This is a genomic window from Kribbella sp. NPDC050241 (assembly GCF_044459685.1).
Taxonomy (GTDB): domain Bacteria; phylum Actinomycetota; class Actinomycetes; order Propionibacteriales; family Kribbellaceae; genus Kribbella.
In genome coordinates this window covers 114721-139807 of record NZ_JBITJE010000006.1, presented here as the reverse complement: position 1 = coordinate 139807, position 25087 = coordinate 114721, and the positions used below count along the sequence as shown (strand labels likewise).

26 protein-coding genes and 1 riboswitch are annotated in these 25087 nt (G+C 68.2%); of the genes, 19 read left to right on the top strand and 7 right to left on the bottom strand.

Features of this window, described 5'->3' with window-relative positions:
• Positions 1 to 3 precede the first annotated feature (3 nt).
• Positions 4 to 1425 (top strand): MFS transporter, encoded by a 1422-nt coding sequence (locus tag ACIBG5_RS27435; protein WP_396394322.1) that lies wholly within the window; start codon positions 4 to 6, stop codon positions 1423 to 1425.
• On the opposite strand, the gene ACIBG5_RS27430 is transcribed toward ACIBG5_RS27435, so the two are convergent.
• Positions 1412 to 2434 carry a (p)ppGpp synthetase gene (locus ACIBG5_RS27430; protein ID WP_360437587.1) on the bottom strand — a complete coding sequence of 341 codons (1023 nt, stop codon included), beginning with the start codon at positions 2432 to 2434 and terminating at the stop codon, positions 1412 to 1414. The genes ACIBG5_RS27435 and ACIBG5_RS27430 overlap by 14 nt on opposite strands.
• A 307-nt stretch (positions 2435 to 2741) precedes the next feature.
• Here ACIBG5_RS27430 and ACIBG5_RS27425 point away from each other — a divergent pair, with 307 nt between their 5' ends.
• Positions 2742 to 3935 carry an ATP-binding protein gene (locus ACIBG5_RS27425; protein ID WP_131362408.1) on the top strand — a complete coding sequence of 398 codons (1194 nt, stop codon included), beginning with the start codon at positions 2742 to 2744 and terminating at the stop codon, positions 3933 to 3935.
• 44 nt (positions 3936 to 3979) lie between these two features.
• Here ACIBG5_RS27425 and ACIBG5_RS27420 read toward each other — a convergent pair whose 3' ends face one another.
• Both ACIBG5_RS27420 and ACIBG5_RS27415 read right to left on the bottom strand, forming a co-directional pair.
• The gene (locus tag ACIBG5_RS27420; protein ID WP_396394320.1) at positions 3980 to 4840 is read right to left on the bottom strand and encodes a DUF3037 domain-containing protein; all 861 of its coding nucleotides are present in this window, start codon (positions 4838 to 4840) and stop codon (positions 3980 to 3982) included.
• Positions 4841 to 4851: 11 nt separating this feature from the next.
• On the bottom strand, positions 4852 to 5391 hold the full coding sequence (locus ACIBG5_RS27415; RefSeq protein WP_396394319.1) for a hypothetical protein: 540 nt from the start codon (positions 5389 to 5391) through the stop codon (positions 4852 to 4854).
• A 522-nt stretch (positions 5392 to 5913) separates the two neighbouring features.
• Between ACIBG5_RS27415 and ACIBG5_RS27410 the strand changes: the two genes are divergently transcribed.
• The 6 genes from ACIBG5_RS27410 (at position 5914) to ACIBG5_RS27385 (ending at position 11114) form a co-directional block, all read left to right on the top strand.
• Positions 5914 to 6435, top strand: a complete 522-nt coding sequence (locus ACIBG5_RS27410) for a hypothetical protein (RefSeq protein ID WP_396394318.1) — start codon at positions 5914 to 5916, stop codon at positions 6433 to 6435.
• A gap of 88 nt (positions 6436 to 6523) precedes the next feature.
• A complete protein-coding gene (locus ACIBG5_RS27405; RefSeq protein ID WP_396394317.1) occupies positions 6524 to 7378 on the top strand; it encodes a DUF3152 domain-containing protein in 855 nt (284 codons plus the stop codon).
• A gap of 40 nt (positions 7379 to 7418) precedes the next feature.
• A complete protein-coding gene (locus ACIBG5_RS27400; RefSeq protein WP_396394316.1) occupies positions 7419 to 8279 on the top strand; it encodes a hypothetical protein in 861 nt (286 codons plus the stop codon).
• On the top strand, positions 8276 to 8938 hold the full coding sequence (locus tag ACIBG5_RS27395; RefSeq protein ID WP_396394315.1) for an alpha/beta fold hydrolase: 663 nt from the start codon (positions 8276 to 8278) through the stop codon (positions 8936 to 8938). Before ACIBG5_RS27400 ends, ACIBG5_RS27395 begins: the two co-directional genes overlap by 4 nt.
• Before the next feature lie 20 nt (positions 8939 to 8958).
• Positions 8959 to 9085: riboswitch (TPP riboswitch) on the top strand.
• Complete coding sequence (locus ACIBG5_RS27390) at positions 9079 to 10416, top strand: purine-cytosine permease family protein (RefSeq protein WP_396394314.1); 1338 nt, start codon at positions 9079 to 9081, stop codon at positions 10414 to 10416. Its footprint overlaps the riboswitch before it by 7 nt.
• 17 nt (positions 10417 to 10433) lie before the next feature.
• Entirely contained in the window at positions 10434 to 11114 is a 681-nt protein-coding gene (locus tag ACIBG5_RS27385; protein ID WP_396394313.1) for a class I SAM-dependent methyltransferase, read from the top strand.
• A 124-nt stretch (positions 11115 to 11238) separates the two neighbouring features.
• Here ACIBG5_RS27385 and ACIBG5_RS27380 read toward each other — a convergent pair whose 3' ends face one another.
• A complete protein-coding gene (locus ACIBG5_RS27380; RefSeq protein ID WP_396394312.1) occupies positions 11239 to 11805 on the bottom strand; it encodes a methylated-DNA--[protein]-cysteine S-methyltransferase in 567 nt (188 codons plus the stop codon).
• Positions 11802 to 12311 carry an RNA polymerase sigma factor gene (locus ACIBG5_RS27375; protein ID WP_396394311.1) on the bottom strand — a complete coding sequence of 170 codons (510 nt, stop codon included), beginning with the start codon at positions 12309 to 12311 and terminating at the stop codon, positions 11802 to 11804. Before ACIBG5_RS27375 ends, ACIBG5_RS27380 begins: the two co-directional genes overlap by 4 nt.
• 384 nt (positions 12312 to 12695) lie before the next feature.
• Here ACIBG5_RS27375 and ACIBG5_RS27370 point away from each other — a divergent pair, with 384 nt between their 5' ends.
• Genes ACIBG5_RS27370 through ACIBG5_RS27350 form a run of 5 tightly spaced genes read left to right on the top strand, consistent with a single transcriptional unit; the run spans position 12696 to position 17145 of the window.
• Positions 12696 to 13256, top strand: a complete 561-nt coding sequence (locus ACIBG5_RS27370; protein WP_396394310.1) for a flavin reductase family protein — start codon at positions 12696 to 12698, stop codon at positions 13254 to 13256.
• Positions 13249 to 14298, top strand: coding sequence for an ABC transporter substrate-binding protein (locus ACIBG5_RS27365; RefSeq protein WP_396394308.1), 1050 nt, complete (start codon positions 13249 to 13251; stop codon positions 14296 to 14298). The genes ACIBG5_RS27370 and ACIBG5_RS27365 overlap by 8 nt, the downstream gene beginning before the upstream one ends.
• A complete protein-coding gene (locus tag ACIBG5_RS27360; RefSeq protein WP_393386377.1) occupies positions 14295 to 15131 on the top strand; it encodes an ABC transporter permease in 837 nt (278 codons plus the stop codon). The genes ACIBG5_RS27365 and ACIBG5_RS27360 overlap by 4 nt, the downstream gene beginning before the upstream one ends.
• The gene (locus tag ACIBG5_RS27355; RefSeq protein WP_396394306.1) at positions 15107 to 15823 is read left to right on the top strand and encodes an ABC transporter ATP-binding protein; all 717 of its coding nucleotides are present in this window, start codon (positions 15107 to 15109) and stop codon (positions 15821 to 15823) included. Before ACIBG5_RS27360 ends, ACIBG5_RS27355 begins: the two co-directional genes overlap by 25 nt.
• Positions 15820 to 17145 carry an LLM class flavin-dependent oxidoreductase gene (locus ACIBG5_RS27350; RefSeq protein WP_396394305.1) on the top strand — a complete coding sequence of 442 codons (1326 nt, stop codon included), beginning with the start codon at positions 15820 to 15822 and terminating at the stop codon, positions 17143 to 17145. The genes ACIBG5_RS27355 and ACIBG5_RS27350 overlap by 4 nt, the downstream gene beginning before the upstream one ends.
• A gap of 39 nt (positions 17146 to 17184) precedes the next feature.
• On the opposite strand, the gene ACIBG5_RS27345 is transcribed toward ACIBG5_RS27350, so the two are convergent.
• The gene (locus ACIBG5_RS27345) at positions 17185 to 18171 is read right to left on the bottom strand and encodes a zinc-binding alcohol dehydrogenase family protein (RefSeq protein WP_396394304.1); all 987 of its coding nucleotides are present in this window, start codon (positions 18169 to 18171) and stop codon (positions 17185 to 17187) included.
• A 121-nt stretch (positions 18172 to 18292) separates the two neighbouring features.
• Between ACIBG5_RS27345 and ACIBG5_RS27340 the strand changes: the two genes are divergently transcribed.
• From ACIBG5_RS27340 to ACIBG5_RS27330, 3 genes are all read left to right on the top strand, one after another.
• Entirely contained in the window at positions 18293 to 19153 is an 861-nt protein-coding gene (locus ACIBG5_RS27340) for a glycerophosphodiester phosphodiesterase (protein WP_396394303.1), read from the top strand.
• Between the two features lie 267 nt (positions 19154 to 19420).
• Positions 19421 to 19801, top strand: coding sequence for an ATP-binding protein (locus ACIBG5_RS27335; RefSeq protein WP_396394302.1), 381 nt, complete (start codon positions 19421 to 19423; stop codon positions 19799 to 19801).
• A 60-nt stretch (positions 19802 to 19861) separates the two neighbouring features.
• Entirely contained in the window at positions 19862 to 20830 is a 969-nt protein-coding gene (locus ACIBG5_RS27330; RefSeq protein WP_396394301.1) for a DUF5926 family protein, read from the top strand.
• A 163-nt stretch (positions 20831 to 20993) separates the two neighbouring features.
• Here ACIBG5_RS27330 and ACIBG5_RS27325 read toward each other — a convergent pair whose 3' ends face one another.
• Positions 20994 to 22205, bottom strand: a complete 1212-nt coding sequence (locus ACIBG5_RS27325) for an arginine deiminase (protein WP_396394300.1) — start codon at positions 22203 to 22205, stop codon at positions 20994 to 20996.
• A 191-nt stretch (positions 22206 to 22396) separates the two neighbouring features.
• Between ACIBG5_RS27325 and ACIBG5_RS27320 the strand changes: the two genes are divergently transcribed.
• From ACIBG5_RS27320 to ACIBG5_RS27310, 3 genes are read left to right on the top strand one after another with little or no spacing between them, the layout of a single operon-like run.
• Positions 22397 to 23188 (top strand): glycosyltransferase family 2 protein, encoded by a 792-nt coding sequence (locus tag ACIBG5_RS27320; protein ID WP_396394299.1) that lies wholly within the window; start codon positions 22397 to 22399, stop codon positions 23186 to 23188.
• The gene (locus tag ACIBG5_RS27315) at positions 23185 to 24771 is read left to right on the top strand and encodes a glycosyltransferase 87 family protein (RefSeq protein WP_396394297.1); all 1587 of its coding nucleotides are present in this window, start codon (positions 23185 to 23187) and stop codon (positions 24769 to 24771) included. Before ACIBG5_RS27320 ends, ACIBG5_RS27315 begins: the two co-directional genes overlap by 4 nt.
• Positions 24768 to 25085 (top strand): cupin domain-containing protein, encoded by a 318-nt coding sequence (locus tag ACIBG5_RS27310; RefSeq protein WP_393386406.1) that lies wholly within the window; start codon positions 24768 to 24770, stop codon positions 25083 to 25085. The genes ACIBG5_RS27315 and ACIBG5_RS27310 overlap by 4 nt, the downstream gene beginning before the upstream one ends.
• The last annotated feature ends 2 nt before the right edge of the window (positions 25086 to 25087 follow it).

The following is a 25087-nucleotide window of genomic DNA, read 5'->3' as shown; positions in this document are numbered from 1 at the left end:
GGGGTGGAGGAACTGACGCGCAGGCGGCGGTTGCTGATCCTCGGTATCTGCTGCTCCAGCCTCTTCATCGTCGGCCTGGACTCCACCATCGTGAACCTGGCCCTGCCGGCCATCCGGTCCGAGCTGGGCGCCTCGGTCACCAAGCTGCAATGGACCATCGACGCGTACACGCTGGTGCTGGCCAGCCTGCTGATGGTCTCCGGCTCGACCGCGGACCGGGTCGGCCGGCGACGGACGTTCCAGGCCGGGCTGGTGGTGTTCGGGCTCGGGTCGCTGCTGTGCGGAGTCGCGCCGACCATCGACCTGCTGATCCTGTTCCGGATGCTGCAGGCGATCGGTGGCTCGATGCTCAACCCGGTGGCGATGTCGATCATCACCAACACCTTCACCGACCCACGCGAGCGCGCCCAGGCGATCGGGGTCTGGGGTGGCGTGGTCGGGCTCAGCTTGGCGGTCGGGCCGGTGGTCGGTGGAGCACTCGTCGACGCAGCGGGCTGGCGGTTGATCTTCTGGATCAACGTGCCGGTGACGGTGGCCGCCGTACTGATGACGGCGCGGTTCGTGCCGGAGTCGCGGGCCGCGGTGCCGCGGCGGATGGATCCGGTCGGGCAGATCCTGGTGGTCCTGCTGCTCAGCGGGCTGACGTACGGGATCATTGAGGGCCGGTCGGCCGGGTGGACCTCGCCGCTGATCATCGGGTGCTTCGTGGTGACGGTCGCGTCCTTGGTGTCTCTGGTGTTGTACGAGCGGCGACGGGAGCAACCGTTGCTGGAGCCGCGGTTCTTCCGGAGTGCGCCGTTCTCGGGTGCGACGCTGATCGCGGTCGCGGGATTCTCGGCGCTGTCCGGATTCCTGTTCCTGAACTCGCTCTATCTGCAGTCGGTGCGTGGGTTCTCGGCGCTGCATGCCGGGTTGCTGACGCTTCCGATGGCGGCGATGACTGTGGTGTTCGCACCCTTGTCCGGATGGCTCGTCGGACACCGCGGTCCACGACTACCGCTGGTCGTTGCCGGCAGCATGCTTACTGTTTCCGGGCTGGTGCTGTCGCGGTTGAGTCTGACCACGTCGACCGAGATGCTGCTGGTCGGCTACCTGATCTTCGGTCTGGGCTTCGGGATGCTGAACGCGCCGATCACCAATGCGGCGGTGTCCGGGATGCCGCGCTCCCAAGCCGGCGTCGCCGCGGCGATCGCGTCGACCAGCCGTCAGGTCGGGGCCTCCCTGGGTGTGGCGATCGCGGGGACGATCCTCACCGCCCGTCTGGTGGGCACGCTGGAGAGCGGCTTCGTCGACGCGGCCAAGCTCTGCTGGTTCGTGATCGCCGGCTGCGGCGTACTCGTCCTCGTGCTCGGCCTCATCACCACCGGCGCCTGGGCCCGCCGTACCGCCGAGGCCGTCGCGGAGGACCTGGTCAGGACTCGGTGATCCCTGCGCGCGTGAGTGCCTTGAGGCGGCCGCGGAGGATCTTCTGGCGGCGTTCCTCGTCCGGGAACAGGTCGACGTACGCCGTACCCTTCGCGGCCAGCAGGTCGTCGTCGAGGCGGCGGACCGTGCCGGCCGGGAAGCGGTGGGTCATCGCGGCCTGGACCGCGGAGCTGTCGATGCCGGTCAGGAGTTCGGTGAGCTGTTCCTCGGTGGTGACGCCGAGCCGGGCCAGGATGCCGAGGATCCACGTGTAGTGGTTCGTCTTGGCGTGCGGCGCGTCCGGATAGCGCCGGGTCAGGTACGTCGTCAGCGTCGCGGTGGTCAGGTCGCGCGGGGTCTTGTCCGGTTCGGCCGCCGCGAGCTCGCGGTACAGCCGGTCGATCTCCGTGAACTCGTTGTCCACCAACTCCATCAGCGCCGCCGCCAGCAGGAACCGCCGGTCGAATTCCGGCTTGCGACCCGGCGGGATGTCCAGCTTGTACCGGATGTCGTGCTCGAACTCCGCCCACGCGTGCTGGACCGCGGTCCGAACCTGGATCTCCATCACCAGATTCTTCAGTACGGCGTACTCCGGCAGCTCGCGGCGAGTCGCGTTCAGCCGGACCAGGTAATGCTTGCTGGCATACCCGAACACACCCTGCGCCCGGGTGTGCGCACCCATGTCGGTGTGCTCGACGATCTCGAACTCGGCCTCGATCACCTCGCAGACCCGATCCACCGCCTCGGCCAGGAACGTGATCACCCGAGCCGCGACCAGGTCGGTGATCTGGTTCAGCGGGTCGTCGTACTTCGGCCGGGCCGGGTCGTCCGGATGCGGCTTCGACGCCTTGTCCAGGAACGACTCCGGATCCTTCGCCCGGGCGGTCGCGCTGAGGTAGTTGATGCCCTCCTCGTCACCGATCAGCTCGTCGATGAGCGCCTCGAGCTTGCGCGCACCACCGACGTACTGCTGATGCATCCGCTCGTACAGGGCTCCTGCTTGCCGAGCCCACTCCACCCGCCCAACCATGACAGGACGATAGTGCTCCCGCAGGCCCAGTCGCCTGCAAGACTCCCACCAGGCCGCCCTCGTCTGCTTCACCGAGCCCGGTGCACAGCAGCCGGAGATCTCCGCTCAGGACGACGCAGAGGTCCAGGGATTGCTGGAAGGGTGGAGGGTGGAGCGCCTCGACGAGGTGGAGTACGACGTTGTGGCTAGGCGGGTCTAGGAGTTTCTAGCGGAATTGCTAGAAAGCTGTAGACAAGGGTCGCGACACGCTCTGGCGGTTGCTAGCGAAATCTAAGGAAAACGCTAGACGCGCTCATACAGTGACAGCATGGATCCGATCCGGAATCCCTATGCGCCCGGCGCCGGTCAGCGGCCGCCTGAGCTGGCCGGACGCGACATCGAGGTGCGGCAGTTCGAAGTGGTACTCGAACGGGTCGCGGCAGGCAGGCCGGAGCGGAGTCTGGTGCTGAGTGGACTCCGCGGCGTCGGTAAGACCGTGTTGCTGAACACCTTGCGCAGCCAGGCGATCAAGCGCGCCTGGGGTACCGGGAAGATCGAGGCCCGGCCGGACCAGAGCATCCGGTTGCCGATCGCGCAGGCACTGCACACCGCGATGCGCGAACTGGGCCACCGGCACCGCGACGACGAGCGGGTCGACAGCTTCAGCGCCGTACTGAAGGCGTTCGCGCTGCGCACCGCGGCCAACGACCGCAAGGGCATCCGCTGGCATCCGCCGGTCGACGTGGCCGCTGCGAAGGGCCGCGCGGATTCCGGTGACCTCGAGATGGACCTGATCGAGCTGTTCACCGACGCGGCCGACCTGGCCGGCGATCTGTCCGTCGGCGTCGGATTGTTCATCGACGAGATGCAGGACATCAGTCCCGACGACCTGTCCGCGCTGTGCGCCGCCTGCCACGAGATCTCCCAGCAGAGCGCGCCGCTGGTCGTCGTCGGCGCCGGCCTCCCGCATCTGCCCGCCGTACTGTCCGCCAGCAAGTCGTACTCCGAGCGGTTGTTCCGCTACATCCGCGTCGACCGTCTCGCCCGCGACGCGTGTGACCGCGCGCTGATGATCCCCGCGGAGAGCGAGGGCGTCCAGTACGACGACGAGGCGCTGGACGAGCTGTATGCCCAGACCGATGGCTATCCGTACTTCGTCCAGGCCTTCGCGCACGCCACCTGGGACCACGCTCCGACCTCACCGATCACCATCAAGGACGTCGCCGTCGCGGGCCCGGAGGCCTCCGCCGAACTCACTGTCGGCTTCTTCGGCTCCCGCTACGAACGCGCCACCCCGGCCGAACGCGAGTACATGCGCGCGATGGCCGAGCTCGGCATCGGCGTCGACGACGGATCGGTCCCCACCGCCGAGGTCGCCAGCACGCTGAACCGCAAACCGCAGTCGCTCTCCCCGGCCCGCGACGGCCTGATCAAGAAGGGCCTCGTCTTCTCCGCCGAACGCGGCACCGTCGCCTTCACCGTCCCCCACTTCGGTAAGTTCCTCCGCACCCGCACGGCCTGACATATGACAAGCACGAATGAGTCAACGCGAAGCTGGGTGGGGAATCAATCGGCCGCGCGCAGGAGACGATCGGCGCCCTCGACGATAGCGTCTGAATCCGCCGCGGAAACAATTTGGACGCCAAGACGTTCCCAGCCATCCATTGCGATCTCAAGCTGTTCCTCGCCTGCGCTGCTGTCCGGAGGCGTAAACACTGCATTGATCTCCACCGCCGCTGGTATTTCAACCCATCCTTCGCCGCTTCTTGGAACGAGTCGACCACCATCTGCTCGCAGCAGCCCGACCAAGTAGTTCCATGCCTGAATCTGGATCTGAAGGTTCCGTGTGTCCTTCAGATCAAAGGCCCAAACCTGAGACAGTTGCTGAACACTGCGGCTCTTCACCGCGAAGTCGATAGTTGTCTCCTGCGCTCCAACAGTAGCGGTTTGGAACCTGGCAACGTGTCTGAGCAGCTCAGGACGCAGATCGAACGCGTCTCTTAGCCTGTGTACTACTAGAGTGCGCGTCCGATGGCGGACCTCGGTGTCCGAGTCCACGATCATCAACTCGAATGCCATGTCTGCAGCTTGCGCCGCGGAATCAGCAAGAACCGGCCTCGCGTCTGAAAGTTGAACTATGTTGTTCATTCGGACCCGGAGATCCTCGACGTCGCCCCTGTTGAAAAGCGCCGCGCCAGCGGGCATAAGCGCCGCGACCGAGTCGAGTCGGGCGCTGATTGCGTCCTCGATTCGCTTCAGGAAGGAATCGGTCAGTGACGGTGATCCGCCCAGACGTGCCGCGCGCCGCAAGTTGCCGACGCGACGGAAGGCCCAGTCGTCATCGCGTCCGGTGATCACGCCGATGTTGACAAACTCGCCGCGAATGGGGTCAGGCACATAGCGTATGACCCAGTAGTCGTAACGCACTTGGCCCCCTTTCATGAGCGCTGTCCCGCTGCGTCCCGAAGCCTTGCCGCGACTAGGGCGCGACGTTCAAATATGAACCGAGCCAGAGTGCGCAAGGCGTCGTCTGCAACACCCCACTCTAGCGGCACCTGGCTCATCACGGTGGCCAGATCTCCGCACGAGAGGTCGTCAACTGCGTCCGCCGCGCTCTGGAGGGCTGCGGTGTCGAGACTCGTCGCGTGTACGTCGGTAGGCCACGGCCACAGCTCGCCCACACGTCGCTCCAGGAGTGTGGGAGTCCAGTCGCCCTCAAGGCTGTCAAACCATAGACCGTGGTCAATTGACCAGACCTGGTCATGCTGAGCCACGTGGTAAAGCAGTTGAAGGTCGCTGCCAAGACAGAGGTCCCAGAGGGCGAGGTAGCTTGCGAACCGGGCCGCGTTGCCGTCTCTTGCGATACGCGTGATCGCTGTATGCTCTTCGACGTCGCTCAGCAATTGGGATCCGATATATATGCCGCCCGGTGGGCGGGTTCCGTTCACCCGGATGTCCTGTACCAGCGCCTCGTCCACTCGGATCAGAGTTGTCGGTCTGACAGGCGCCGCCAGATGCGAGCCGAGGCGCGCAACGACAAGTTCGTGTACCAGCGACAGGTTGCCGTGTGGATTCCCTGGCCATTTCATCCAATAACGCTGCCCATCGTCGGTCACGGCAAGGATCGGTCGCGCTCCTGTATCGGCAATCTGGAGAACTAGCCGAGCGGATACCTGAGGCGACCCGCGAGACGAGCTCCTGAAGGCGGCCGTCATCGATGTGTCTGACCACCCCCCTCCGTCAGGCGCCATTCACTCTCCTGAATCAATCGTCGGGCTAACAACTGCCAACAGTAGTGGACACTTGGGGAGTTGCTCGGAGAGCCGGTGGCATTCATGGAGCGTACCGGGCGATTCGCAAATGGGAAGCGGCGCGGCGGTGCGATCTTTCGCTTGAGCAGGACGACTCGTCTGAGAACCGCATTCATAAGTGTGACGTCGATCAGTCCGCCACTGGATACTCAGTGTGTCTAAAGGTGCCTGTCACGCTACTCTCGGTGAGTGATCCCTTGGATGTCTCCGGAGACGCTCGCGGGCGGCTATCTCGGTCATCGGGAGAGCAGCCGGGTCGAGTGGCTCCGATTCACGAATCGCTTCGCCGCGGCGGTGTTCGTCTACCGCACAGTGGTGGCGGCCGTGCTTGGGTACGGCGAGTTCGAGGACGAGTTGGTCCGGATCGCGGCCAGGGCGACGATCGGCGCGGCGACCGCTGCGCTCGAACGGTTCCTGAACGAGACGGTCGGTGCACTGACCGGCGGGCTCGCGCAACAGGTCGAACTGTTGCTGGCCGCCACCGAATGCTCGCGCGCACAGCGCGTCGAGATCGTGGAACTGCGGGCCCGAGTCCTCTCGCGCCGTACCGCCGTCACGCACTCGACCGAGAAGCTGGATCTGTCCGCCGACGGGGTCGAGCAGGCCTTGCGAGACGTCGGCTCGCTCGCGTCGATGCTCGGCGCATTGGTCGAGCCGGACGAGCAGCAGCGGGTCACCGACCTGATGACAGGCTGGTTCGTCGACCTCTGATCGGCCACGTGGCCTTCGGTTCGTTGGTGTTGCACGTCATGAATCTGCCCTTTCGTGGAGTGGTGCTGGCTCTGTAGGGTGAATCGTCATGACCACCGGGCGGACTGGCCAGCAGGCGGACGCGCGTGTCCGTAAGCGCGGTGGCCGTCACAGCCGGAAGAAGTCACACAAGGCGCAATGGTTCTCGGTGACCGCGCTGGCAGTGCTCGGGACCGTGGTGGTCATGCACCCGGACGCCGCCGGCCGGCGGAGCCTCGCGGCCGAGATCGTTGCCGGCACCAGCACTCCGGTCGCCTCGACTCCGGTGGCGACTCCCGCACCGGCACCGATCGCCACACCGACGCAGAAGTTCACCACCCCGTTGCGCCCGGCACCGAGTCTGACCCGGAAGCCGAAGAGCTCGAAGCCGAACGTCACCCTCTCCACCGGCCGGCTCGCGGTCGTGCCAGGGTTCGCCAAGGCCAGCGGCGTGAAGGACAAACTGACCTACCGGGTCGAGATCGAGCAGGGCCTGTCGCTGAACGGCGCCGCGGTCGCCGCGATCATCCACCAGACGCTGACCGATCCGCGCGGCTGGCAGGCGATCCACCCGGTCAACTTCGAGCGCACCGACAAGGTCGACGCCGACCTGCGGATCATCCTGGCCACGCCGGTCCTGACCGACAAGCTGTGCCTGCCGCTCGACACCGGCGGCGAGGTGTCCTGCCGCGTCGACGACCGCGTCGTCCTGAACGCCAAGCGGTGGGTGTACGCGGTTCCGGCGTACGGCGGGAACGTCGCCCTGTACCGGAACTACCTGGTCAACCACGAGGTCGGGCACGCGCTCGGCCACGGCCACTCCACCTGCACCCAGGCGAAGACCCCCGCGCCGGTCATGATGCAGCAGACCAAGGGCCTGGGCGGCTGTCTGCCGAATGCGTGGCCCACGATCAAGGCAACCTGAGCCGTCCGTGAGAAGCTGAGTCGGAGGGGAGGGAGCAGCGATGTCGTCACAGGATTTCCCGACCTACGGCCGGGGCGATGAGCCCGAGCAGTCCGGCGAGGACCACCACTACGCCAAACCTGCCCCGTACGGCGGCGGCACGTTCGGCTCCGGACCGCAGAGCGCCCCCGAGCAAAGCCACTACGCCCCGCCCCAGCCCTACAGTTCCCCACCAGGCCAGTACGGCGCCCCACCCGGCGGCGCTGGGCCAGGTCAGCCGCAGGGGCAGCCCGACTCCGGCGGACCGCCGTACAACCAGCCGCCGAACTACCGGCCTGGCACTCCGTACGGCCCGCCCGCGCATCCGCAGCAGCATGAGCTGCCGACGTACGGGCGGGATCAACCCGTCGCGCCCCGCGATCCCCGCGCCGCCCGGGTCGTCCTGCTCGCCGCGATCATCGCCGGCGTCTACGGCCTGCTGGTCATCTCGATCCAGCGGGTTGCCCTCCGGGAGATCTCCCAGGCTCCTGGCTCGCCGCTCAACCACCCGCTGCGCACCGACGTGATCGACACGATCGGCCAGCTCCTGCTGCTCCTGGTCGGCGCGGTCGCGCTCTGGATGTGGGGCCGGGACGTGCTCGCCCGCCGGAGGGCCGGCCGCCAGCCGGATCCGGTCGAGCTCGGCGGACTGCTGCTGGTCGCGGTGTCGATGGTCCCGATCCTGATCTGGCTGATCATGATCCTGTCGACCGGCATGGGCGCGATCGACGACTCGCTGCACCGGCTGCCCACGGCGTACGGCTGGGGTGGTCTCGGCCTGCTGATCCTCGCGGCCGGCTTCGCCCTCGGCTACCGCGAACTCAAACCGGAGCTCGGCAACCCGGTCGTCCAGGCCCGCCCGGACCGGCCACCCTGGGAGTGAACGTCCCCGTCGTCCTGGTCCCGGGTCTCGGCCTCGGGCCGGCGTCGTACGACCGAACCGTCGAGCACCTCACCACGCCGTACCACCTGGTCAGCCTGCCCGGGTACGGCGAACCGGCCGGTGCCAGGGAGGATCTGCGTCCACAGGCTCTCGGGACGGCGCTGGCGGACAAGATCCGGGAGCGGGCGGTCCTGGTCGGGCACTCGGCCAGCTGCCAGATCGTGGTCGAGACCGCGATCGCCTTCCCCGAACTGGTCCACGCCCTGGTCCTGGTCGCACCGACCGGGGACATTCGGGCGTCGAGCTGGGTGGACCTGGCCGCCCGCTGGCTGGGTTCCGCCGTACCGGATTCGCCACGGCTGATCCGGGTCGTCACCCCGCAGTACGCCCGTACGACGCTGTCCTCGATCGCGCGCGCCGGCGACGCGGCCAGGCGCCACGATCTGGCCGCGGTCATCGGCAGGGTGCGGGCGCCGGTGATGATCGTGCGCGGCCGGCACGATCTGGTGTCCACGGCCGAGTGGGTCGCACGGCTGGCCGAGCTGTGCCACGGTGAGGCGCGGACGCTGCCGACCGGCGCGCACATGCCGGTGGTGACCAACGGTCCGGAGCTGGCCGCTCTCATCCAGCGGGCGGCCGCCGCGCCGGATCCTGCCTGACGCGTTATCGTTGACGCGGTAGCAATCCTTGCGGGAGCTCGCACCGAACGCGCGGGCTGAGAGGGCGACGAGCTGAGGACAGCCGGGTCGCCGACCGCCTGAACCTGACCGGGTAATGCCGGCGTAGGGAGCGGGTCACCATGACCAGTACTGCTGTTCGTCCTGCCGATCAGACCGAGGCGCCACTCGTCCTCACCACGGACTCTCCGCGCACGCTCGGGTTCCTGGACCAGTTCACCCTCTGGGGGAACTTCGGCATCTCGCTGTTCGGCCCGGTCACCGGTGCGCTGGTGGCGGCGTACACGGGCTCACTCGCACAGGGTCTGCTCGCGGTCGTCGTCGGCTGCGGGATCGGCGCGCTCGTGCTCGGCGGCGCAGCCGTGTTCGGCTCGCAGACCGGCGCACCGGCGATGGCGAGTCTGCGCGGTCTGTTCGGCCGTCGCGGTTCGATCGCGCCGACCGTGCTGAACATTGCCCAGAACGTCGGCTGGGCCACGATGGAGATCATCGTCATCGCGCAGGCCGCGGTCGCGGTCACGAGCGAGCGGTGGCGCTGGCTGTTCGTCCTGGTGGCGGGAGTGATCGCCACGGCGATGGCGGTACGACCACTGGGCAGCGTGAAGGTGCTGCGGAAGTTCATGGTCTGGCTGGTGCTGATCGCGTCGGTCTACTTGTTCGTGCAGGTGCTCAGCAAGCCGGTGCATGATCTGCCGCAGGACAGCGTGTTCGGCTTCTGGCCGGCCGTCGACCTGGCCGCCGCCGGTGTGGTGTCGTTCGCGCCGCTGGCCGCCGACTACACCCGGCACTCGCGCACGAACAAGGCAGCCTTCGGTGGCTCTGCACTCGGCTACGGCCTGGCCGCGATCGCGTACTACGCCTTGGGCGTCTTCGCGGTCGCCACTCTGCAGACCAACAGCGAGGACGTGATCACCGCGCTGGTCACGCTGCCCGCCGGTGCGATCGCGCTGCTCGTGCTGCTGGTGGACGAGGTGGACGAGGCCTACGCGAACGTCTACTCGACCACGATGGCCACGCACAACCTGATCGGTCACGTCGACCGCCGGTGGATCTCGGTCGGCATCGGCGTGGTAGCAACGGCCATCGCACTGTTGGTTGACCTAGGCAACTACACGGAGTTCCTCTACCTGATCGGCTCGGTCTTCATCCCCTTGTTCGCGGTCGCGATCGCCGACTTCTTCGTGGTCAGCAAGATGAACTGGGACGTGTCCGGTACGGCGCGCTTCCGCTGGCAGCCGGCCGTCGCCTGGCTGATCGGCTTCGTCTCGTACCAACTGGTCAACCCCGGCACGGTGTCCGGCTGGTCGCCGTTCTGGACCGAGGTCCAGCAGCGGCTCTTCAACGACCAGCCCGTGCCCTCCTGGCTCGGAGCGACGTACACCTCGATCGTGGTCTCGATGCTGGCCGCGGTGGTGCTGGGCAGGATCGGGCGCCGCCGCTGGACAACTGACCCGGAGTAACCGGGATACTTGCGGTCATGCTGAACTCCGCACTGCGTAGCCGGGCCGAGTACGCGGAACTCGGGGCCGAAGGACTGGCCGCGCGTACCACGCCCGAGCGGGACGCGGCGATCGTCACGGCCGTCGAGGAGTTGCTCGAGAAGCGCGAGTCGGTGCTCGACCTGTGCTGTGGCTACGGCCGGGTCGCGCTGCCCTTGCGCCGGGCCGGCAAGACCGTGCGCGCACTCGACATCTCCCCGAACCTGATCGAGGCCGGCCGGGCGCAGGCGGCCGAGGAGGAATTGTCGATCGACTGGGCGATCGGCTCGATGACCGACCTGCCGTACAAGTGGGACTCGTTCGACGCGGTGATCTGTCTGTGGACAGCGTTCCACGAACTGTTCGGCGAGGAGGAGCAACTGTCGACGATCTGTGAGATCTCCCGGGTGCTGAAGCCGGGCGGGATGGCGATCATCGAGGGGCCGGCCTGGGGGCCTGCGACGGCGGGCGAGATCGCCAACGGGATGCGCCAGGGTCCCGAGCACCGGATCGTCACCACCGAGCACTTCGGCACCAGCAGCGTGCACTTCATCCACGACGAAATCAGCTACGGCCGGCTCTGTGCGGCCGCCGGAATTGAGAACTTCAAGGTCTACAAACGGGACTGGGGCGGCCGCCGCCGGCTTATCCTGGAGATCCATCAACCGGCAACTGACTGACTCGTCAGGTATTCCATCAGCCCTTGCAGGCAAGGGAAAACAAAGAAGCAGATCCCCACTCCACACTGGGGATCTGCTCCTTTCTATTCCGAGTGTAAATCCCGCTCGGGCGATTCCGGAAAACCTAGCTTTTCGATTCAAGATTCAGCAGAAAACGCTTCGCGTCGAGTCCGCCGGCGTATCCGGTCAGTGCACCGCTCGCGCCGATCACCCGGTGGCACGGCAGTACGACGCACACCGGATTCGCGCCCAGCGCCGTACCGACCGCACGGGCCGCCTTCGGCTTGTGGATCTCCCCCGCGACCCGCCCGTACGTCGTCGTGGCGCCGTAGCTGGTGTGCACCGGCAGATCGGTCAGCACAAGCCGCTGGAACGGCGTCGCCAGTGCGAGGTCCACCTCCAGCTCGAACTCGTGACGGCGTCCGTCCAGATACTCGTCGAGCTGCCGTCGTACGTCGTCCAGTGCGCGGGGCTGCCGCAGGACGCGCGGGGACACCGAGCGGGCCAGGCGGTTCGTCATGGTCTCCTCGTCGCCGAAGGAGCTGGCCACTACGCGGCCGTTCGCGATCGCGAGCAGCATGGTGCCGATCGGGGTGTCGTGCAGGGTGTAGGCGACGTCAGCGTCCGGGAGGACAGGTGGTTTCAGGTCTGGGATGGCGAACCGGGTCAGCCGGCTCTCGAGGTCGTTCATGCGTTCACTCCGAGTTTGCTGCGCAAGGCCGCGAGCGCGTCGCTGACGAGCCGGCGCGATGCGGCGGGCGTGGTGTCGAGGGCGGCGGCCACGCCGTGGTGGTCCAGGTCGCCGACATATTTGAGCGTGATGGCGAAGCGCTGGCGTTCGGGCAGTTCGTTGACCGCCTGCCAGAGGTCGGGATCCGGCCAGTCGGCGGCATCCGGGCCTTCGACCGCGACCGGCGGCGCTTCGTCCAGAGGTCTTTGTGGTTTGCGCGCCCGGTGCACGTCGGTTGCGCAGCGGGCGGTGATGGTCAGGAGCCAGCTGCGCAGGTTCTTCGCCGACGTCAGGCCGGGGTAGGCGGCGAACGCCTTCTCCCACGCGCGCTGGGCCACGTCGTCGCCGTCCACCGGTCCTGCCAGGGCTCGCGCCAGCCGTGCCACGTCTCGCCAGTGCTCGTCGACAAGCGCCTGGAACGGTGGCAGCAAGACCTTCTCCGGAGCCATCACGACAGTAGAACGCATCCCGACCCCCGAATGTGAGGGAGCCCGGTCCCCGCGGGCCGTCGAGTCGTGGATTGCGGTCCGGGATCGGGCGATTTGCCGACCTGGATCCACGACTCGGTGTGCCATCGTCCGTTTGGGGTGGTCCGGATTCCGAGATTGTCGAGTAGTCCAGTAGACATTGGTGAGAAGATGGCTGACATGACGACGACCTTGCTGACCCGCCGTCGCGTCATCGATCTGCTCCGGACGGCGAGCGCCACCTGTCGGTGATCCCCGCCCCCGTTGTCCCGGCGGTGTTCCCGCCGTACGAGGCCTGCTGATCCGCCTCCCACACTCCGCCCGGCCGGGCCGCTTCGTGCTGCCCGCTACCGGTCGCCGCTGTCCCGCCTCCGAGGGAGAGACATGTCTGTTCCTGCCTTGAACCGTCCTGCCCTGTCCGTGGTTCCCGACCGCACCGAGGAGCGGATCGTCGACGCCGACGTCTACCGCTCCGTCTTCCGCCGCCACGCCGCCGGTGTCGTGGTGATCACCGCGGACGCCGGCCACGGTCCGGCCGGGTTCACCGCCACCTCACTGGTGTCGGTCAGCCTGCTGCCGCCGCTGGTCTCGTTCGCGATCGCGACCACCGCGTCCAGCTGGCCGACCGTCAGCACCGCCGGCAGCGTGGTGATCAACTTCCTGTCCGCCGAACAGCACGCCATCGCCGGCTGGTTCGCCACCAGCGGCATCGACCGCTTCGGCGAGCCGACCCGCTGGTCGCGGCTGCACACCGGCGAGCCGGTCCTCGACGAGGCGCCGAGCTACCTGCGCGCCCAGGTCGAGCACCGCTTCGCCGTCGGCGACCACTGCTTGGTCGTCGCCCGTCTCGCGACCCACACCGAACGACGTGAGCACGAGCCGCTGCTCTACCACGACGGCCGCTACGTCACCGCCACTCCGAACCCGAAGGCCCACCATGCCTAGAACCCACAAGTACGCCGTACTGGCCGCAGCCCTCGTCACCTTGCTGGCCGGCTGCGGTGGTGCCGCGAAGGCCGGTGGCGCGGCGCTCTCGCTGGACGCCGCGCTGCCGACGACCGTCCCGGACGGCGCCAAGATCGTCGTCGGCGATCCGGCCACCGAGGTGGCGCTGAAGCTGTCCGGTCAGTTCGACAAGGTGTCGAAGTACGTCCAGTTCGCCAATCTGAGCGGCGGTCCACAGACCACCGAGGCGTTCCGGGCGCACGCGCTCGACCTCGGCTCGGTGGCAGAGATCCCGCCGATCCACGCGACCTGGACCGGGCTGCACGTGAAGATCGTCGCGTCGAAGTTCCGGCAGGACCCGCTCGATCACCCGATCTACCAGCTGGGCATCGCACCTGGCGTGACCGTGAAGACGCTCGCCGACCTGCGCGGGAAGAAGGTTGCCTACAGCCCCGGTCAGGCGCAGGGCGCGCTGGTGCTCAAGGTGCTGAAGAAGGCAGGGCTGTCCAAGGAGGACGTGAAGCTGGTCGAGCTGCCCAGCACGGGTGACGTGTACTCCAACGCCCTGTCCGCGAAGCAGGTCGACGTCGCCCCGATCGGCGGCGTACAGATCAAGCGGTACCTGGCCAAGTACGGCAAGGACGGTGCGAGCACGATCCCGCACGGACTGCGCGACGACGCCGGGCATCTGTATGTGCTGACCGAGTCGCTGGAGGACCCGGGCAAGGCGGCCGCGATCCGTGCGTACGTCGCCGCCTGGGGCGTTGCCCAGCAGTGGATCGACACGCATCCGAAGGAATGGATCCAGGGGTACTACGTGAAGGACCAGGGCCTGACCGAGTCCGACGGCCAGTGGCTGGTCGACAACGCCGGCCACCCGGACATCAGCGCTGACTGGAGCGATGCGATCGAACGGCAGCAGGAGACGATCGACCTGCTCGCCAAGGAGACCGGCAACCCGGTGATCCAGGCCAAGGACCTGTACGACCTGCGCTTCCAGACCGTGGCGGCGGACGCGATCAAGGCGGGGGTGGCCAAATGAGTGCCACGACGCTGCCCGGTCTGCGCACCGCCGAGCAGGCCACTCCCGTCGTACGGCGCCGTCGGCTCGGACCGGGCAAGCCGATCAGGTTCGGCGCCGCTCTCGGACCGCTGCTGCTCCTCGTGCTGTGGAGCATCGGGTCGGCCACCGGCTGGCTCGACCAGCGAGTGCTGTCGGCGCCGTGGACCGTGGTCACCACGGCCGGCGACCTGATCGCCGACGGTCGACTGCAATCGAACCTCTGGACCTCTACTCAGCGAGCCTTCATCGGTCTCGGCCTCGGGATCGTGCTCGGCGTGGCCCTCGCGCTGCTGTCCGGGCTGTCGCGTGTCGGCGAGGCGCTTCTCGACGGGCCGATCCAGATCAAGCGGGCGATCCCGTCACTGGCCCTGCTGCCGCTGCTGATCCTCTGGCTCGGCATCGGTGAGTCGATGAAGATCGTCACCATCCTGCTCGGGGTGTTCGTACCGATCTACATCCACACCCACAACGGCCTCCGCACGATCGACAGCCGGTACGTCGAACTCGCGCAGACCGTCGGGTTGTCGCAGTGGGACTTCATCCGCCGCGTCGTCCTGCCGGGTGCGCTGCCCGGATTCCTGCTCGGCCTGCGGTTCGCCGTGACCGGCGCCTGGCTGTCGCTGGTCGTGGTCGAGCAGATCAACTCCACCAGCGGTATCGGCTACATGATGGAACTGGCCCGGACGTACGGACAGACCGACATCATCATCGTCGGCCTGGTCCTGTACGGCGTCCTCGGCCTGCTGTCCGACGGCGCCGTCCGCCTGATCCAGAGGAGGGCCCTCTCATGGCGCCGCACACTGGCCTCCTGACCGCCGCGGTCCAGGTCCGAGGTCTGGTCCGCCGCTACGACGAACGCGCCGTCCTCGACGGGGTGGATCTGGAGATCGCGCCGGGTGAGTTCGTTGCCCTGCTGGGAAAGAGCGGATCCGGGAAGAGCACGTTGCTGCGGGCGTTGGCCGGGCTGGACTCCGCTGTCGCCGGCACCGGGGATCTCGTCGTACCGGCTCAGGTGTCGGTGGTCTTCCAGGACTCCCGGCTGTTGCCGTGGGCAAGAGTCTTGGACAACGTCGTACTCGGGCTGAACGGCGCCGGTGAACGCGGCCGGCAGAGTCTCGAGGAGGTCGGGCTGGCCGGGCGCGAGAATGCCTGGCCGAACGAGTTGTCCGGTGGTGAGCAGCAGCGGGTCGCCTTGGCGCGGTCGCTCGTGCGCGAGCCGGAGCTGCTGCTGGCGGACGAGCCGTTCGGAGCGCTGGATGCGCTGACTCGGCTGAAGATGCACGCATTGCTGCGCAAGCTGTGCGCGGCACACCAGCCGGCCGTCCTGCTGGTGACGCACGACGTCGACGAGGCGATCGTGCTGGCCGACCGGGTGATCGTGCTCGACCAAGGGCGGTTGATCGCCCAGGAACAGATCGAACTGGCCGCGCCGCGCAGCCCGGCCGATCCAGGATTCGCCGCGGTCCGCGCGCGGCTTCTCGACGCTTTGGGGGTTTCGTGGTGAGCAGGCAGTTGCATTTGAACGCGTTCCTGATGAGTACCGGGCACCACGAGGCCTCGTGGCGGCTGCCGGAGAGCAATCCGTTCGCGAACACGTCGGTGGAGCACTATCAGGAGTTGGCGCGGATCGCCGAACGCGGTCGCTTCGACTCGGTGTTCTTCGCCGATTCGCCGGTGCTGATCGGAGATGTCGGCCGGCGGCCCGCCGGGTCGTTGGAGCCGACCGTGTTGCTGACCGCGCTTGCTGCGGTGACGTCTCGGATCGGGCTGATCGCCACGGCGTCGACGACGTACAACGATCCGTTCAACCTCGCGCGGCGGTTCGCCAGCGTCGACCACGTGAGCGGAGGGCGCGCGGGCTGGAACGTGGTGACGACGGCCGGTCCGGAGGCGGCGCTGAACTTCAATCTCGCGCAGCAGCCGGCACACGCGGAGCGGTACGAGCGGGCGGCGGAGTTCCTCGAGGTCGCCTACAAGCTGTGGGACTCGTGGCAGGACGACGCCGCGATCGCGGACAAGGGGGAAGGCGTCTGGGCGGTCAACGACCGGGTGGTGCCGATCGACCACGTCGGGCGGCACTTCCAGGTCCGCGGCCCGCTCAACCTGCCGCGGTCTCCGCAAGGGCGTCCACTGATCGTGCAGGCCGGGTCGTCCGAGGACGGCAAAGGGCTGGCCGCGCGGTACGCCGAGGCGGTGTTCACCGCGCAGCAGACCCTGGAGGACGCGCAGGCGTTCTACCAGGATCTGAAGGCGCGGACGGCAGCGCTGGGGCGTGACCCGTCGACGATCAAGATCCTGCCCGGGATCGTTCCGGTGATCGGCGGCACGGTTGAGGAGGCGCAGCGGCTGGAACGTCAGCTGGACGAGCTGATCCGGCCGGAGTACGCGCGGGCCCAGTTGGCGAAGACGCTGCGGGTGGCGCCGGAGGACCTGCCGCTCGACCGGCAACTCCCGGCCGACCTGCCGGACGAGGACGAGATCGAGGGGGCGAAGAGCCGCTACACGCTGATCGTCACCCTGGCCCGTCGCGAGAAGCTGACCGTTTGCGAACTGATCGGCCGGCTCGGTGGCGGGCGTGGTCACCGGACCTTCACCGGTACGCCGGAACAGGTCGCGGACGCGATCCAGCACTGGTTCGAGGCCGGCGCCGCCGACGGCTTCAACATCATGCCGCCGGTCCTTCCGTCCGGCCTCGCCGCGTTCGTCGACGAGGTCATCCCGATCCTGCAGGCCCGGGACCTCTTCCGCACCGAGTACACGGGCACGACCTTGCGCGACCACTACGGCCTGGCCCGTCCCGCCTCGTTGCAGAAGGCAACGGTCTGAATCAGGTGCCGGGCCCTCCAGGTGGCGGGCCCGGCACCGTCAGTCGACCCGGACGACGAGCTTCCCGACCGCCTTGCCGTCCTGCATGATCCGGTGCGCCGCGCCGATCTCGTCCATCCTGAAGACCCGGTCGATCCGGATCGGGAGCTTGCCTTCGGCCACCAGGTCGACGTACCGCTGGAACGCCTCCGCCGGCAGGTCGGTGCTCTCACCGCCGTACGCGGTCAACCGGACGCCGTTGGGCAGATAGCCGATCGGGTAGAAATGCGGGATCGTCCAGTGGTCACTCAGCATTCCAGTGAAACAGACCGTGCCGTGGACTGCGGTCGCCTTCAGGGTGTCCGGCAGGACATTCGTGCCGACGAGTTCGAGGGCCGCATTCACGCCGTCCGGCAGGATTTCCCGGACCTTCGCCGCAACGTTGCCATCGTCAACGATCGGGTGGTCCACCCCGAGATCCCGCACTACGGCGGTCCGCTCCGGACTCCGGGTGGTCGAGAAGACCGTCAGCCCGTGCTCCTTGGCCAGCACGGCCGCGGCCACCCCGACCGACGACGTACCTCCCCTGATCAGCACGGTCTGACCGGGCTCGATCGCGAGGCCGGTGTGCAGCGAGCCGTGCGCGGTCTGCAGCATCTCCGGCAGCGCCCCGAGGGTGGCCCAGTCGAGCCCGGTGCGCACCGGGATGACGCAGGCCGCCGGTACGACGGTGTACTCGGCGTACCCGCCGTCGAACTCGCGGCCCATCCCGCCCATCATCGCGACCACCTGCTGCCCCGGCGCGAACTCGCGGCCCGGCGCCGCGTCCACCGTCCCGGTCGCCTCGATGCCCGGGATCACGGGGAACCGTGCGTTCGTCGCCAGCCCGGCCCGCAGGTGGTACTCCGACCGGTTCAGCCCGAACGCCTCCACCTTGATCCGGACCCATCCCGGCTCCGGATCAGGGACCGGGACCCGTCGTACCCGCAGGTCCTCCGGCTCGCCCGGCCCGTCCAGCACGATCGCCCGCATCTCCATGCCGGTCATCCTCTCCTGACGGTCCGACAGGGCCGGGCCGGTGAATGCGGTCGTGAACAAGAAACCGTTTTCCAACGCACCGGCGAGCCTGCGTGACTTGTTCTCCGAACGGCGTGACAGAGTTTGTTCTATGGCGAAACGCCCCAGGGTGGTAGCTCATCGTGGCGCGAGTGATGTCAGTCCCGAGCACACGCTGGCGGCGTACCGCCGGGCGGTCGCGGCGGGGGCCGACGGACTCGAGTGCGACGTCAGGCTCACCGCCGACGGACATCTGGTCTGCGTCCACGACCGCCGGATCGAACGCACCTCCAACGGCCGCGGCGTGCTCTCGACGATGAGCCTCGATGAGCTCGAGTCGTTCGACTGGGGGTCCTGGAAGAACCCGTGGGCGGACCTCGACGAGGACGCCGACCTTCCGGACCCGGACCTGCGCAAGGTCCTCACCCTGGACGCGCTGCTTTCCGCCGTCCGGGACGCGGGCCGGCCGGTCGAGCTGGCGATCGAGACCAAGCACCCGACCCGGTACGCCGGCCTGGTCGAACGCCGGCTGATCGAGGCACTCGACCGCTACGGCTGGGCGCACCCGAAGGTGGGTACAGAGTCCCCTGTCCGCGTGATGAGCTTCTCCTGGCTGTCCCTGCGCCGGATGCGCACGATGGCCCCCGGCCTCCGCACCGTGCTGCTGATGGACCGCGTCCCGCTCCGGTTCCGCGACGGCTCACTGCCGACCGGAGTCTCGTACGCCGGTCCCAGCCTGGAGATCGTCACCGCCCACCCGGAGTACGTCGACCGGGCGCACAAGCACGGCCACCAGGTCCACGTCTGGACCGTGAACGCCGATCCGGACATCCGCCATTGCCGCGACATCGGGGTCGACGCGATCATCACCGACCGCCCGGAGGCCGCCCTCAAGACCCTCGCGGAGCCCCCGGCCGCACCGGTCCCCACTGTGACGTATCCGCCGCGGCGCAGGCCCCGCCGTCACACCTAGTAGGTCGGATGTGGGACTTGCCACTTCGGATTGAAGTGACTGGTGCGGATACGTAGTGGGATGAATGCGGCCCGTTATTGCAACGTTCAATTCTGTCGATTTCGTCTCGGTTTCCTGGCAAAACCTGTGATCTACGCCGGGGCAATGTAACGGAATGCGTGCGGGTGTTTTCCGGGGCCGGAAGCTGGGCAGATCTCCGTATGGCTGTTCCGATGAACGAGGAGACCCTGCTTGTCCTCTGCGACCCTGCCTGCCGACGTTAGCGTCGTGGACGTCGTCCTGCCGCATGAAGTGTCAGCGGTAGCGGACGCCCGTCGCCGTCTGGCCGCCTATCTGAAGCGGTACCGGATCACCGAAACCGCGTCCGACGACGCGCAGCTGGTGCTGTCCGAGCTGCTCTCCAACGCCATCCGGTACGCGCCGCCGCTGCCGGCCGGTGAGGTGCGCGCGGCCTGGTGGATCGACAGGTCAGGGATCCACGTCGAGGTCACCGACGGTCGTGGTGACACCGAACCGCAGCGCATCAGCGACACCCATCCGGAATCGATCGGGGGCCGGGGTCTGGCCATCGTCGACATGCTCACCTCGACCTGGGACGTCCGTACCGCCGCCACTCACCGCACCGTCCACGCCATCATCCCGAACTGAGCCAGCACCCCGGACTGAGCTGGTTGGCCGCGGGGTGCGGTGGGCTGCAAGACTGCGCCCATGGGAAAGAAGTCGCGGCAGCGCACGAAGAACACGACGACCGTCACGCTGGACCCGGCCGATCTGGTCGATGTCGGGCCGCGGGAGCCCTGCCCGTGTGGCTCGGGCAAGCGGTTCAAGCAGTGCCACGGCCGTGAGCGAGCCCAGGCCGCGGACACCTTCGTGGTGCGGCCGTTCGAAGGCCTGCCGGCCGAGTGCGACCTGATCGCCTTCCGCGAGATCGTTCCCTCGGGTACGGCGGAGGTCGAGCTGACCGGTGATCACGCGGGCACGGTGGTCAACCTGGTCACCCTGCTGCCGATGGCGATGCCGGGCCTGGTCCGCGACGACGAGTCGATCTGGATCGGCCTGCAGACGCACGCGTCGTCGGGCGACCCGAGCCGCGACCTCGGCCACGCGATCACCGCCGCACTGAACACCGAACCGGGCAACCCGATCCAGCTCGGCGACCTGATGAAGGACGGTCCCCGGCTGCAGGACCTGATCGACACCTCGAAGCCGATCGAGGTGAAGGTGCACGAGGGGTTCGACTTCTGGGTCGGAGAGAACGTCGAGGACCCGACCGGCGAGGTCGCCGCGGGCCTGGAGCGCGCGAACGCGGCCGCTGCTCCGACGGTGCGGCTGGAGTCGGTCGACGCGGCGTACTGGACGCAGATCGGTGACCGGCGGTACCTGCGCTGGGTGATGCCGCACAGCGAGGACACCCTGCTCAACGCTCTGGCGCGGCTGCACGCGGCGGGCTCGTCGGCGCTGATCGAGGGCAGCCGCCTGATCGGCTCGTTCCGGGCCCTGGGCGTCCTGGCGCCGGTCTGGGAGCTCCCGGCGGACGCCGAGGCGGCCGATGTCGAGAAGCCGGCGGGCGAGTTCGCCGTGGCGCTCGAGAAGGCGCTCGCCACCGAGGCTCCGCTCACCACCGAGGAGCGGGCTGCACGGGCCGGTCTGGCCAGCCGTCAGCTCACCATCCGCTGACATGCGAAACGCCCGGGTGCACCGCACCCGGGCGTTCGGCTGGAGAATGTGGACGGCCCAAGTCCTGCTGACGGGGGAGCAACAGGGCCTGGGCCTAGGCATGAAGAGTACTCAGATCGGTCGTCCGCCACAAGCCCCGATTTCACTGCGCGTGTCGTAGGCCTTACTTGACCGGTGCGCGCAGTACCGGACACGACATGCAGCGGGGTCCACCGCGGCCGGAGCCGAGCTCGGACCCGGAGATCCGGATGACGTCGATCCCCGACTCCTCCAGGCGCGCGTTCGTCTCCACCGTCCGTTCGTAGGCGATGCAGACCCGCGGCGCCAGCGCGAGGGTGTTGTTGCCGTCGTCCCACTGCTCGCGTTCGGCGGTCACCGGGTCCAGCCCGGTATCGATCCGGCGCAGCGTGTCGATGCCCAGCGCCTTCGCCGCGGCCACCAGGAACGGCTCCGGCTCGGCGACGTGCAGTTGGTCGCCGTCGGTGGTCACCGCGAGCGCACGCATCTCCTCGGCCATGTTCGGATACATCAGCACCGCGTCGACGTCGACCATCGTGCACACGGTGTCGAGGTGCATCGTGGCTCGCTGCTGCGCGATCGGTACTGCGAGCACGGTGTGGGCCAGGTCCTTGGCGAACACCCGTCGGGCCAGCCGCTCGACACCGGCGGGCGTCGTACGCTCGCCGACTCCAACGGCCAGGACGCCGGGACCGAGCGCCAGGACGTCACCGCCCTCGACGTGCTCGAGCTGGTGGTCGTACACCTTGTCGGCGCCGGCGAAGCGCGGGTGGAAGCCGTAGATCAGCTCGGTCAGCTGCGTCTCGCGCATCCGGGCCGGCATCGCCAGCGAGGTGACCGCGACCGAGTCCCGGATCCAGACGCTGGAGTCGCGTGTGAAGAGCAGGTTCGGCAGCGGGTCGATCAGGAAGTCCTCGTGCGCCAGCAGGGATGTCACCAGCCCGCCGGCCCGGACCTCGTCGTTGCGTACGCCGGCCATCAGGGCCTCCGCGAGCCGGGCCGGATCGAGAGCGGCGAGCGAGGAGCGGAGGTAGTCACGCAGGGTGTCGCCCAGCCTGAGGTCCTCGGTGGTGCCCTTCACCGCGCGGGCGCGGGCGTCAGGGTCGCCGAGCGCCTCGGTCAGCAGCTCGCCGAGGTACAGGACCTCGACGTCGCGGTCCCGCAGCGCCTGGGCGAAGGCGTCGTGCTCCTCCTGAGCCCGGCCGACCCAGGGGATGCCGTCGAACAGCAGCTTGTCGTTGTTCCGTGGGGTCAGCCGGCGGAGCTCGTTCCCCGGGCGGTGCAGCATCACCGTCCGCAGCGGACCGACCTCACTGTCGACGCCGTACGCCCTGCCGGCTTCCTGCGCCTCGGTCATGGGCCTCCCCTTTCGTCCGGTCGTTCCAACCAAGCTACGGCAGCCACGCCCCGAGCGGAGGACGCCATACCAATCTGTCAGATTGTCCGACAATATCCCTGGATCGCCAAGTCGTACGAAAGAACGAGATATCCACAGCAGCCGGACGCTGACGAGGTCGATCGGCTGTGGAGGAACTAGGCTGCGGTGCTGTGTCCGGTCATGACCTGCCTTCCGAGCCGTTCGAGCGTGCCGTCGCCTGTGTGATCCCGGCGAAGGACGAAGCGGACCGGATCGCGGCCACCGTGGACGCGGTGCACAAGATCATCGGGGTGGACCTGGTCGTGGTCGTGGACGACGGCTCGGCGGACGGTACGGCGGGAGCCGCCGAGCGCGCCGGAGCCGTCGTCGTACGGCACGACCGGAACCGGGGGAAGGCGGCGGCGATGGAGACCGGGGCGGCGGCGGTCGCGGCGCGTGACGGGGCCCGGCCCCGGCACCTGCTGTTCCTGGACGCCGACCTGACCGACTCCGCGACCGCGGCGGCGCCACTGATCGAGCCGGTGCAGAACGGTACGGCGGACATGACCATCGGCACCCTGCCGGCGCAGGTCCGGGCCGACGGGTCCAAGGCCGGCGGACACGGGTTCGTCGTACGGCTCGCTCGTGCCGGCGTCGAGGAGGCGACCGGCTGGGCGCCGGAGCAGCCGCTGTCGGGGCAGCGATGCCTGACCCGGGCCGCCTTCGACTCCGCGGTCCCGCTGGCCGCCGGGTTCGGCGTCGAGACCGCGCTCAGCATCGACCTCGGCCGCAAGGGGTTCCGCATCCTGGAGGTCCCGATCGAGGTCCGGCACCGGGCCACCGGGACCGACCTGCGCGGCCAGCTGCACCGCGCGAAGCAGTACCTGCACGTCCGTCGCGCCCTGGCCGCGCGGAGCGCCCTGCCCGCCGACGGAGGCGGTCCGTCGCTCCGCAGCCTGTTCCCGCGGAAGTCGGGGCAATGAGCACGCCAGACGTCACCCCGGACACCGTTGACGCGACGATCGACCAGAGGCTGGGCAATCGCTACGGCCGCTGGGCCGTTGCCCTCTACCTCGCCTGTACGGCGCTGATCGTCGGCGCCGGCCTGCTCGGTCCGTCCGTGGTCGTGCTGACGCTGACGAACCGGCACGCGTGGCTCCCGTCGTACTGGTGGGACACGAAGCCGAACGACTGGCTCGTCACGGTGATGATCTACGTGGCCATCCTCCTCGGTGGGTACGGCGTCTTCCTCGCCACCAAGGCCCTGAAGAACGGCTGGGCCCCACGGGTCGACCGATTGATTGCCCTAGGCATCGGTACGACGGCGGCCATCACGCTGGTCCCGCCGATGGCCTCGGGCGACGTCCTGATCTATGCGGCGTACGGGCGGATCATGTCGCTCGGCGGCGACCCGTACACGACGGCGCCGGCGGACACGATCCGGCTCGGGTACGACCCGGTGATCGCGGCGACCGAGCGGCCCTGGCAGGGCGCGAAGAGCGTGTACGGCCCGATCGCGACCTGGGTCCAGTGGCTGTCGTCGCTGATCGGTGGCGACTCGATGCAACTGACGGTGTGGATGCTGCAGTTGTCGGTCGCGATCAGCCTGGTCGTCACCGGACTGCTGCTGGTCAAGCTGGTCGGCCCCAACCTGCCGAACCGGCGCCGCGTGATCATGCTCGGCCTGGCCAACCCGCTGATCCTGTGGACCGTTCTGGCGGGTGCGCACAACGACGCGATCGCGGTGATGTTCGCGGTGATCGCGCTGGTGCTGTTCCGGCGCCACATCTTCTGGGCCGGCATCATGATCGGCGTCGCCGGCTGCACCAAGCTGTCCATCGGCTTGGTCGGTGTGGCGATGCTTTGGGCGCTGCACCACGACCGGCGCAAGGCCGCGATCTTCTGCGGTGGTGGCGCACTCGCGATGGGCGGTCTGTACGCGTTCGTCGGCCTGCAGGCGTTCCAGCAGGCCCGCTCGCAGACGTCGTTCATCTCCACCGGTACACCGCACAAGGTGCTGCTGAGCTTCTTCACCCTGTTCCTGCCGAACGGACTGGTGCGGACGGTCCTGGCGATCCTTGCCTGGGTCGGCCTGATCGTGGTCGCGATCCTGCTGACGCAGGTGTTCCCGAAGTCGCTGGTCCCACAGACCCACCCGGACGACCCGACGCCGGCCGCAATCCGGTACACGGCGATCTACGCGATCGCGTGGATCCTGACCGCGATGTACTCGCTGCCCTGGTACGACCTGATCGCCTGGGTCGCGCTGGCCGCGGTCGCCGCGTCGAAGGTCGACGGGCTGATGGTGGTCCGGACGACCATGCTCGCGATCGCCTACGTGCCCGGACGCGATCCGAACGCTCGGCAGGTGGCGGCGAGCCTGTCCGACTCACTGGAGTGGTTCAGCGCAAGGCTGCGGGACACGATCTGCCCGGCCGTCGAGCTGGCGGTCCTGGTCGGCCTGATCATCTGGGCCCGCCGGGGCGGGGCGCAGTGGTGGCCGTACGACTGGCCGCGCCGCAAGTCGAAGTCCGTGCCGCAGCAAACCACTAGTCTCCCTGGATGAAGAAACTGGTGGGGGCGGGCGTCTTCGTACGCCGCGAGCCGAACGACTACGTGGAACAGTTGCGGACCTCGGCCATGTCCGTAGGCACCTACTCGATCCCAGCCGGCGGCTTGGACGACCAGGCACCGCACCACGAGGACGAGATCTACGTCGTCACGACCGGCCGGGCGACCCTGGTGACGCCGGGCGGGACCGAGGCGGTCGGTCCCGGCGACGTGCTGTTCGTGCCGGCCGGAGAGGAGCACCGGTTCACCGACGTGACCGAGGATCTGGCCCTGCTGGTGTTCTTCGCCCCTCCCTACAGCGGTCGCTGAGC

Excerpts from the sequence above, each read along its gene's own strand:
- ACIBG5_RS27375 (WP_396394311.1), bottom strand. The coding sequence starts at position 12,311 with ATGCGTTCTACTGTCGTGATGGCTCCGGAGAAGGTCTTGCTGCCACCG.
- ACIBG5_RS27385 (WP_396394313.1), top strand. The coding sequence starts at position 10,434 with ATGCTGAACTCCGCACTGCGTAGCCGGGCCGAGTACGCGGAACTCGGG.
- ACIBG5_RS27310 (WP_393386406.1), top strand. The coding sequence starts at position 24,768 with ATGAAGAAACTGGTGGGGGCGGGCGTCTTCGTACGCCGCGAGCCGAAC.
- ACIBG5_RS27400 (WP_396394316.1), top strand. The coding sequence starts at position 7,419 with ATGTCGTCACAGGATTTCCCGACCTACGGCCGGGGCGATGAGCCCGAG.
- ACIBG5_RS27390 (WP_396394314.1), top strand. The coding sequence starts at position 9,079 with ATGACCAGTACTGCTGTTCGTCCTGCCGATCAGACCGAGGCGCCACTC.
- ACIBG5_RS27430 (WP_360437587.1), bottom strand. The coding sequence starts at position 2,434 with ATGGTTGGGCGGGTGGAGTGGGCTCGGCAAGCAGGAGCCCTGTACGAG.
- ACIBG5_RS27315 (WP_396394297.1), top strand. The coding sequence starts at position 23,185 with ATGAGCACGCCAGACGTCACCCCGGACACCGTTGACGCGACGATCGAC.
- ACIBG5_RS27360 (WP_393386377.1), top strand. The coding sequence starts at position 14,295 with ATGAGTGCCACGACGCTGCCCGGTCTGCGCACCGCCGAGCAGGCCACT.
- ACIBG5_RS27355 (WP_396394306.1), top strand. The coding sequence starts at position 15,107 with ATGGCGCCGCACACTGGCCTCCTGACCGCCGCGGTCCAGGTCCGAGGT.
- ACIBG5_RS27425 (WP_131362408.1), top strand. The coding sequence starts at position 2,742 with ATGGATCCGATCCGGAATCCCTATGCGCCCGGCGCCGGTCAGCGGCCG.
- ACIBG5_RS27370 (WP_396394310.1), top strand. The coding sequence starts at position 12,696 with ATGTCTGTTCCTGCCTTGAACCGTCCTGCCCTGTCCGTGGTTCCCGAC.
- ACIBG5_RS27380 (WP_396394312.1), bottom strand. The coding sequence starts at position 11,805 with ATGAACGACCTCGAGAGCCGGCTGACCCGGTTCGCCATCCCAGACCTG.
- ACIBG5_RS27365 (WP_396394308.1), top strand. The coding sequence starts at position 13,249 with ATGCCTAGAACCCACAAGTACGCCGTACTGGCCGCAGCCCTCGTCACC.
- ACIBG5_RS27325 (WP_396394300.1), bottom strand. The coding sequence starts at position 22,205 with ATGACCGAGGCGCAGGAAGCCGGCAGGGCGTACGGCGTCGACAGTGAG.
- ACIBG5_RS27330 (WP_396394301.1), top strand. The coding sequence starts at position 19,862 with ATGGGAAAGAAGTCGCGGCAGCGCACGAAGAACACGACGACCGTCACG.
- ACIBG5_RS27405 (WP_396394317.1), top strand. The coding sequence starts at position 6,524 with ATGACCACCGGGCGGACTGGCCAGCAGGCGGACGCGCGTGTCCGTAAG.
- ACIBG5_RS27340 (WP_396394303.1), top strand. The coding sequence starts at position 18,293 with ATGGCGAAACGCCCCAGGGTGGTAGCTCATCGTGGCGCGAGTGATGTC.
- ACIBG5_RS27345 (WP_396394304.1), bottom strand. The coding sequence starts at position 18,171 with ATGACCGGCATGGAGATGCGGGCGATCGTGCTGGACGGGCCGGGCGAG.